Source organism: Clostridia bacterium (assembly GCA_028698525.1).
GTDB lineage: Bacteria > Bacillota > Clostridia > JAQVDB01 > JAQVDB01 > JAQVDB01.
This window is the reverse complement of the sequence record JAQVDB010000075.1, coordinates 1-8,251: the sequence shown is the minus strand read 5'-3', so window position 1 is coordinate 8,251 and position 8,251 is coordinate 1. Positions and strand designations below refer to the sequence as shown.

10 protein-coding genes are annotated in these 8,251 nt (G+C 37.6%); 7 read left to right on the top strand and 3 right to left on the bottom strand.

Annotation, left to right across the window (positions count from 1 at the left end; translation table 11 throughout):
- Positions 1 to 237: 237 nt before the first annotated feature.
- The 3 genes from PHP06_09640 to PHP06_09630 all read right to left on the bottom strand — a co-directional run bounded on the left by PHP06_09640 (position 238) and on the right by PHP06_09630 (position 3,878).
- A complete protein-coding gene (locus PHP06_09640) occupies positions 238 to 546 on the bottom strand; it encodes a tyrosine-type recombinase/integrase (protein MDD3840813.1) in 309 nt (102 codons plus the stop codon).
- Positions 547 to 1,747: 1,201 nt separating this feature from the next.
- Positions 1,748 to 3,043 (bottom strand): hypothetical protein, encoded by a 1,296-nt coding sequence (locus PHP06_09635; GenBank protein MDD3840812.1) that lies wholly within the window; start codon positions 3,041 to 3,043, stop codon positions 1,748 to 1,750.
- Between the two features lie 16 nt (positions 3,044 to 3,059).
- On the bottom strand, positions 3,060 to 3,878 hold the full coding sequence (locus PHP06_09630) for a hypothetical protein (protein MDD3840811.1): 819 nt from the start codon (positions 3,876 to 3,878) through the stop codon (positions 3,060 to 3,062).
- Positions 3,879 to 4,065: 187 nt separating this feature from the next.
- Between PHP06_09630 and PHP06_09625 the strand changes: the two genes are divergently transcribed.
- The 7 genes from PHP06_09625 to PHP06_09595 form a co-directional block, all read left to right on the top strand.
- Positions 4,066 to 4,290: a DUF1659 domain-containing protein gene (locus PHP06_09625; GenBank protein MDD3840810.1), complete on the top strand. Its 225-nt coding sequence runs from the start codon at positions 4,066 to 4,068 to the stop codon at positions 4,288 to 4,290.
- 45 nt (positions 4,291 to 4,335) lie between these two features.
- Positions 4,336 to 4,554, top strand: coding sequence for a DUF2922 domain-containing protein (locus tag PHP06_09620; GenBank protein ID MDD3840809.1), 219 nt, complete (start codon positions 4,336 to 4,338; stop codon positions 4,552 to 4,554).
- A 58-nt stretch (positions 4,555 to 4,612) separates the two neighbouring features.
- Positions 4,613 to 4,867 carry a hypothetical protein gene (locus tag PHP06_09615; GenBank protein MDD3840808.1) on the top strand — a complete coding sequence of 85 codons (255 nt, stop codon included), beginning with the start codon at positions 4,613 to 4,615 and terminating at the stop codon, positions 4,865 to 4,867.
- Positions 4,868 to 4,869: 2 nt separating this feature from the next.
- A complete protein-coding gene (locus PHP06_09610) occupies positions 4,870 to 5,019 on the top strand; it encodes a YvrJ family protein (GenBank protein MDD3840807.1) in 150 nt (49 codons plus the stop codon).
- Positions 5,020 to 5,296: 277 nt separating this feature from the next.
- Entirely contained in the window at positions 5,297 to 6,136 is an 840-nt protein-coding gene (locus tag PHP06_09605) for a tyrosine-type recombinase/integrase (GenBank protein ID MDD3840806.1), read from the top strand.
- 143 nt (positions 6,137 to 6,279) lie between these two features.
- The gene (locus tag PHP06_09600; GenBank protein MDD3840805.1) at positions 6,280 to 7,437 is read left to right on the top strand and encodes an adenine-specific methyltransferase EcoRI family protein; all 1,158 of its coding nucleotides are present in this window, start codon (positions 6,280 to 6,282) and stop codon (positions 7,435 to 7,437) included.
- Positions 7,438 to 7,439: 2 nt separating this feature from the next.
- A partial coding sequence (locus PHP06_09595) for a DUF262 domain-containing protein (GenBank protein ID MDD3840804.1) occupies positions 7,440 to 8,251 on the top strand: 812 nt, incomplete at its 3' end.

Genomic DNA, 8,251 nt, shown 5'->3' with positions numbered 1-8,251 from the left:
GTTAATAAAAGATGCTGTTAGCATGTTTTTAGGCGAGTGTAAGGAGCGGGTCCTGCGACGAAGGAAGCGGGAAGCGACGTATCAGGATGCGAGCATAGCGAAGCAGGCGTTGCCTCTCTCTCCGCCAGTTTGAAGGCACTTCACTTAACTAAAGTAAGGTGCTTTTTTCACGTATATTTCACAAAAATTTCACAGAAGTTTTTTTCTTTCCCAATCCTTACTAAAAACACCACTTTATCAGCCCCAAATAGCCTTATCGATTGTAGCAGCTATTTCTTTCTGGACCTCTATTTCCACATGTCCATAATAATCATTTGTAATTACGATAGTACTATGTCCAAGTCTTTCAGATGCACCTTTCATATGAACATTATTGCTAATCATTAACGAACCATTGCTATGTCTAAGTTCATGAAACGTTATATCTGGAAGGTCATACTTCTTCATACGCAAATCAAAATTCCTTGATACATGGGAAGGATTCATCAACGTGCCATCCGGCCATGTGCATACATAATTTGAAACTCTGCTAGACTTTCGCTTGATAGATCCCTTGGTCAGCAGTCAATAATATTCGCTCACGCTTAGTCATCCTCATTAGCATTGTTCGCTCTTATAATTGACTGCTAGCTCTGTTAGTGTCTTTGTTAGTAATGCTCAGACTAGCACGGTGGTGGGGTCATCCTGCTAGACTTTAGCTCGATAGATTCTTTGGGCAGCAGACATTCCTCTGCGCTCATAGGGGTCATCCCCATATAGCACTGTTCGCTCCTATGAATGCCTGCTTGCTACGCTAGCGTCTTTGCTATTAACTCTGCCAGTGCCTCTGCAAGGCCCCTATCAAGCTGCATCGGGCAGACTCCTTTCAGTTCGTTATCCTGCCCTGGGCAGCTTGCTCGCTTATTAAGTGTCTGTGCAAGGCCCCTTCCAGGTTGCGTCGGGCAAACTCCCTTCGGTTCGTTATCTCGCCCTGGGCAACCTGATATACCCCTAAGCGTCTTTGCTGGATCTCAATTCCTTGGTCATACCTATAAAGAAACCTGTGGATTTGTGGATAGCTCTCGTAACAAATCAGGGTAATAATGCCGAGCTAACCACAATCTCTCACAGGTTCGAATACTACGGCTAAAAAATATATAAGTATTTCTTTGCAGCAATATAAAATAAAAGTATGTCTATACGTGTCTTCGCTAGTGCCTATGTCAGTGTCTCTGGAGAATCTCCTGGCCCCTGCTCTGCCCCGCAGAATAGTGGACAATGGGTTTTCTATTAAGGGTCTTTGGAGCAGTCTACGTAAGTGTCCTTGCTAGCAACTACGAGGACGAGCCGGGCACACGCGCCACCTTATTGGTCATCCTCTTGGGAGTGTCGCCCACTCGCTGTTGCAAGCCACTATTAGAACATTTGGATGGCTTGCCTTGGGTCGTTCTATTTAATAAGCGCTCGTTTCCCTTTTTCTCCCCCTTCCCCACCCCCAAACCCCCGGACCCCATCCCTCTCTTTTGTTCCGAAAGGAATATTGAAAATGGGGGGCCTGGGGAAGGGGAAGACAAACAAGTTTTAGTCCAAAGGCCTCCGCAGGTATGTCTATGGAGTTACTTCCTTTGGCCTAAAACGTGTGCCCGGCTGGGAGAGTACCGCTTACAGCAAATTTTATTCCGTATAGATCATCCTGCACAAGCAATGTTATTTCTTTCAGAATTTTGGAATAGAAAATCACTTCGCTATTATAATAAACTCTAATAATTTAATACACAAGAGCTATAATTGCAATTATAGTTGCTATTATTGATGCAATTGTAGCTACAATTGCATTTATATGATTGCTTTTAGTGTAATTTATTTCTAAAAGCAATTGTAGATAGGAAAAGTTTTCTCTATAAATCTCTCTGTGATCTATCTTTCTGTTTTTATGAAATTCTTTTAAATCTGTTTTACTGTTGCTTATATAAAAATCCCAGCTCTTGTCAAACTCTTCACAAATATTTTCGCTTTTCCTATTTTCTTGCTCTGATGTGCTTTGTATTCTCATAAGCAAATCTTTAATTTTTTTATTATATAAAATCCTTTTTCTTCCTGTTGTATATTTTGAAAATTCACGTTCAAACATCTTTAGTTCCCTATATCCAAAAAATTTGTAGTAAAATTTATTGCCATATCTTGCAATATATGAACAAATGCTAAAATGGGAGATACTATTATTCCCTGCGATTAAAGTATGGTTGGTTTCCTCAAAATCAGAAAAAATTATATAATTATTATTCTTATTATGATAAGAAAGACTTATGTCCCCTAGATACAATGTGTTTATATTAATAGGTTCTTTTCTTGTCATACCTGTTAAATTAATTAATTGGCTAGTTTGACCTTGTTCACTAAATAATAAACTTGTAATATAATGCTGACAAATTAAAGAAAAAAAATCTCTATGCATTTGCTCTAAAGCTAAATAGTACTCAGACACATGTCTATTATTATCTATATTATACCAATTAAAATAGTCTTTACGATTTATTGAGTCTATGTTATCAAGAATAAAGCTACTATATGAAGTATCATCTAAACACTTTTTAAATTTAAACTTATATTCAAAAAGCGCAAAATAATTATTGATCTGAGCCCAAGATATGTTAATTCCATCTATGTATTTATCATTTAAGAAGATAATTTCTGCAAATTGTCCATATCCATAACTTGAATATTGTAAACGAATATAATCATACTTTTGTATGGAAGTTGGCTTTTTATAATAATTTTTCACATTATATTCTTTTTTGGAAAGGGCATATAGTTTTTTTAACAATTTCCCAACTCCACTATTTGATAAGACATCATATATGTCTATACCTGAAACCACACCATTATCATAATAATCCGTACGATTTATCCATTCTGGATGCTCCTTTTTAATATATTCACAATGGTTCTTATCTCCCACAAGTTTGCTTGATTTTACATATTCTTTAAATTCATCAGTATTAATATTTTTTTTATAGTATTCGATGCAATTCTTCTTCTCTTTTTCTATTTTTATTCTTAACAAATTTATCATCCACTCCTTATTTAAAATAACACTTCAACAATTCTCCTAACAAAGGATGTTGCTTCCTATTGTTGATATCCTGAATTTTTACACTCATTAAATCCACCTTTGTTTCTTTCTTAATACATATCAAGAACGCTTCAAATGATGCCATTATTTCTTTTAATTTAATCATGTTATAAAATGTTGTGTCCTCTTCATTCATTATATTAATTTTATTCATATCTAACTTTTCCATGTTTCTTCGCATTAAAGCCAGGTCATTTAAAATCCCAATTAACTCTTCAAGACTAGACAACAGTTCAGCAGATAAGAACGCACCGTTATACATTTGAAAAACTAGTAAATCCTGATGTAGACTTGAATAATGATTCAGCCAAACTTGTTCCCAAGTTAGATAGCTTAAAGGTTTTTTTGCAAAAAAGTCTTTTGTGGTAAATCTATCGATATCAAGGTATGGACTTTTCTCTTTCCTATTTAAATTTTTAACTATTGATCTATATAATTCTTCCTTCTCATGAAATATATTTTTTAAGACTGGATCATCCTCTGAGACCGTGTTTTCCGCAGTTCCTGCATATAGATCAACAAAATAATTGTAAAACTTATTAATTGTCGGTATGATTCTTTCAATTGTTACTTTAAGTTTTTTTTCTTCTTCTTTTTGGCTATATTTTTCAATAATGTTGTCAATAAGTAAAAACAGAAATATAGAAGTAAATATTGTCATACTTAAATCATAAAAAAACTCATGATAATTTGATGCTAAAAATAACGCAGCTACAAGTGATACTAACAATATAACCACCAATGTTATTTTATGCCATGTTTGCATTATGCCCTCCTTGTTTCTTTTATACTTAATCATACACCACAACTACCATAAATTACAACTAAATTAACATTTATATATTCCGCATATTAGCATATCTATGAAGATATCTAAATAGATATATACAAACATACGTTCCCGTGTTATAATCTCCTTAGAAACCAAATTACTCCTAAAGGAGGTGAACAAGATGGCCCTTGAAAGCAGAGAATTCCCTAGTGCCCTGCAATTGGTATATGACATGGGAACGGATGATGATGGCAAAAAGATCACCCGAAGACGCTCTTATTCCAATGTCAAACCCGACGCTGTTGACCAGGATCTGTATGATGTAGCAATTGCTCTTATAGGATTGCAGACTAATGTCGCAAACCAGATTCTCGTTAACGAAAAGACCGAACTTGTAAATATCTAAGCAAAGCAGCCAACCGCCAAATAATTGAAGAAAGGAGGAATTCACTTGAATCAAAGCCTAGTACTTGTATTCCTTGATGCTGATGGCAAAGAGCGTCAGATCAGGGTTGATGACCCCAAAATCGATTTGACTCCAAGCGAGGTAGAAACGGCAATGAACACCATCGTTGCTAAGAACATCTTTGGAGGCAGTGCATTTGTAAGTGCAGCCAAAGCTTACATAATCACTACTACCACTGAAGATATCTATGAGCAAGCTGTGTAACCACTTTGGGGAGAGGCGATTGCTTCTCCCCTTATAACTTAAAAGGGAGGGAAAATTATTGGACAATATAGAGATAAAAATCTTGAGATACCCGAAGCTGGCAAAGTGCGCATCCTGCAGCCGGGTCCGTGATATCTACTACAAAGCATTGATTTACGATGTGGACGACAGTAAATCTGTTGTAGGAGATCTAGACTTGTGTAAACTCTGTGGAGAAAATTTACATAAGGCTGCTGGCACCGGCAAACCCAAGACTGGCTTGGGTCCAGGCGAAGAGGTTGTAAAATCTTTCAACTTCAAGGGAGGTGATTAATATTGGATGAAATATTGCAAGGTGTGGCTAACTTTGGATTTCCAATTATAGTTTCAGCTTACCTACTGATCCGGATGGAAACTAAAATGGAAAATTTACAAAAAGCAATAGTTGATTTGTCTCATACCATTAAAAACTTAAGCGCGAAATGACCTCCTGCCAGCTCCTGCCACCAACCTTAATGCAGCTTAATACATTTGACGCTAAGCAATAGACCGACACCATAGAAAAGACATTTTAGTAGCCAATTGAGCTGCAATTTTTTTCACCCAACGCCGGCCCCCCACAGGGTATAGAAAACACTATATGCCTATCCCGGGGCACTCTGGACATAAAAACGAAAACCGAAAACCAATCAAACCCGCTTCCTGCCTGCTATCCCGCCCATAGCTACGACTCAAACCAACCACCAAGAAAGGAGGATCCCGCTTGTTAACCACTATAAAAAACTTCCTGCTGGACCTTGAAATCAAAGGCAGAGCTGAAAACACTATAATAAACTACAAGCTTCACCTGCGCTCATTCTACAGCTGGTGTATGCAGACAGGCACCAAACACCTATTGCTTACTCCACGCCAAGCTAAGCAATATCGTGATGCCCTCTATTCAACTGGCCTATCAGGCAAATCAATCAATACCATGATCGGAACCCTTCGGTCATTTTACGAATACCTGATGGAAGAAGAGCTGGTCCAGGGAAATCCAGTATTGAAAAACCTTCGGGTCCGTGAGGAACCTAAATTCCCGGCTCCCCTGAATGAAGAAGAACAGCATATACTCCAAGAAACCCTGGAATCCAAACAGCAGTATATTAACCTGGCTTTTCTAACCATGTTGGCCACAGGCATACGAGTTGGAGAAGCAGCCAAGCTCACCAAGAAGGATCTCCGCTTGGACAACAAAAGGCTGGTCCTCTTTATCCGAAAAGCAAAAGGCGGTAAATCCCGAACCGTGCCAGTAGTAGATCCTGAAGTTGCCCTACAGCTCTATGAGTATGCAAAAGAGGTACCTGATGAAGAACCACTATTCCGTGTAGCCAAACGAACCCTTCAAGATCATGCCCGAAGAATCAAGAGAAGAACTGGAATCCACTTCTATATCCACCGCCTCCGTCATACCTTTGCCACCGAACTACTCGCCAAAGACACCCGTTTGGATGTCATCCAACGGGTCATGGGCCATGCTGATATTTCCACGACTCGAAAGTACGCTGAAACCTTAAACCAAGATATTATAAATATTGCAGAACCAATTGGTGTTGATAAGTGATGTGTATACTTTTTAAATATACCAAAATGGGCCTGGATATGTCAGGATAATGGGGTTAGCCTTCAATTATGTTGGATTTTATGCTATAATAGATATTGTAAAAATATTCTATATAAATGGGGTTGTATCAGTTGCCTAATAGAATGCTAGCAAAAGCCAAACAAAACAAAGCAGATGAATTCTATACCCAGCTTTCAGACATAGAAGCGGAAATGCGTTTTTATAGAGACCATTTTAAAGATAAAGTCATTTTATGTAATTGTGATGACCCATATGAGAGTAATTTCTTCAAATATTTTGCTATGAACTTTAATTTCCTAGGCCTAAAAAAGATTATTACCACCTGTTATGCAGGTTCCCCTGTTGCGGGGGAACAATTATCCCTATTCGATGTAAAGCCATTAGATGAGGAAACCTTTGAGGACAGACAACCATATAAGGTAGAAATTAATGAGGTTAGAGATGAAAATAAAGACGGTGCTATTGATCTATTTGATGTAGAGTACTTGCTTAAAAACAAGAAAAATGTTTTGACACTTTTAGAAGGGGATGGGGACTTCCGTTCCCAAGAGTGTATTGAATTGCTTAAAGAAGCGGATATTGTAGTCACGAATCCACCATTTTCACTTTTTCGAGAATATGTAGCCCAATTAATAGAGTATAATAAAAATTTTATAATAATTGGTAACGTAAACGCAATTTCCTATAAAGAAATATTTAAAATAATTCAGGAAGGCAAAATTTGGTTAGGCCAAAGCATTAAAAGCGGGGATCGTGAATTTCGGGTTCCCGACTATTATCCTTTAAAGGCTGCTGGATTCAGAGTTGATGAAGATGGGAAAAAGTATATAAGAGTAAAAGGGGTTAGATGGTTTACAAATTTAGATTTCAAAGAACGGCACGAAGATATAACCCTATATAAACAATACACACCAGAAGAAAACCCCCACTATGATAACTATGACGCTATTGAAGTTTCTAAAACGGCTGAAATACCTTATGATTATGATGAACCTATGGGGGTACCCATAACCTTTTTAGACAAATACAACCCTGAACAATTCAAAATATTGGGAATTACATCTGGTCGTGATGAATTTGAAGCTATCCCCACGAAGCGATACATAAATCCAAAGCAAATAAATAAGGATGGTACTATCACAAATGGGAGTAAAGCGAATACCCGAGCCACGCTTTTATTATCTGAAATCCCTGATGGGATCTATTATACAGCCGATAATGCAGATGGTCCTTTTAGGATTCTTTACGCTAGAATTATAATTAAACGAAAGGGCGTATAGTTATGAAAATCGAACTCCATGAAATTGAAATCCGTGAGGTAGTAGAAGGCTATGTTGATAATGCCGAAGAGGGTGTAGTAGGCTATGGAGGACGACTAAATATCCGCCCAAAATATCAGCGTGAATTTATCTATGATGAAAAAAAGAGAAATGCTGTTATTGATACCATCCAGAAAGACTTTCCCCTTAATGTTATGTACTGGGTAAAGAACGAAGACGGGACCTTTGAGATCTTGGACGGCCAACAAAGAACAATCAGCTTTTGCCAATATGTAATAGGAGACTTCTCTATAGACAATCGTGCCTTTCACAACCTTACAGATGTTGAAAGAAAACAGATCCTAAATTATAAGCTGATGATTTATTTTTGTGAGGGAAATGATAAAGAAAAAATGGACTGGTTTCGGATAATCAATATCGCAGGTGAAAGGCTAACCGACCAAGAGCTTCGAAATGCAACCTATACAGGCCCATGGTTATCCGATGCCAAGCTGAGATTTAGTAAAACCAATTGTGCTGCCTACTTGCTGGCAAAAGATTATGTTAAAGGCTCGCCTATACGACAGGAGATTCTAGAAACTGCTATAAAGTGGATAGCAAATGGGGAAATCGAAAAATATATGTCCATCCACCAACATGATCCCAACGCCAACGAATTATGGATCTATTTTAGAAATGTAATTGAATGGGTTAGACTCACCTTTACCACATATAGGAGGGAAATGAAAGGCCTCGATTGGGGCGGTTTATATGACGAATTTAGGGAAGTAATGTATGATACTGAAAAGCTGGAAAAGGAAATCCAAACCCTTAT

Excerpts from the sequence above, each read along its gene's own strand:
- PHP06_09630 (MDD3840811.1), bottom strand. The coding sequence starts at position 3,878 with ATGCAAACATGGCATAAAATAACATTGGTGGTTATATTGTTAGTATCA.
- PHP06_09625 (MDD3840810.1), top strand. The coding sequence starts at position 4,066 with ATGGCCCTTGAAAGCAGAGAATTCCCTAGTGCCCTGCAATTGGTATAT.
- PHP06_09600 (MDD3840805.1), top strand. The coding sequence starts at position 6,280 with ATGCTAGCAAAAGCCAAACAAAACAAAGCAGATGAATTCTATACCCAG.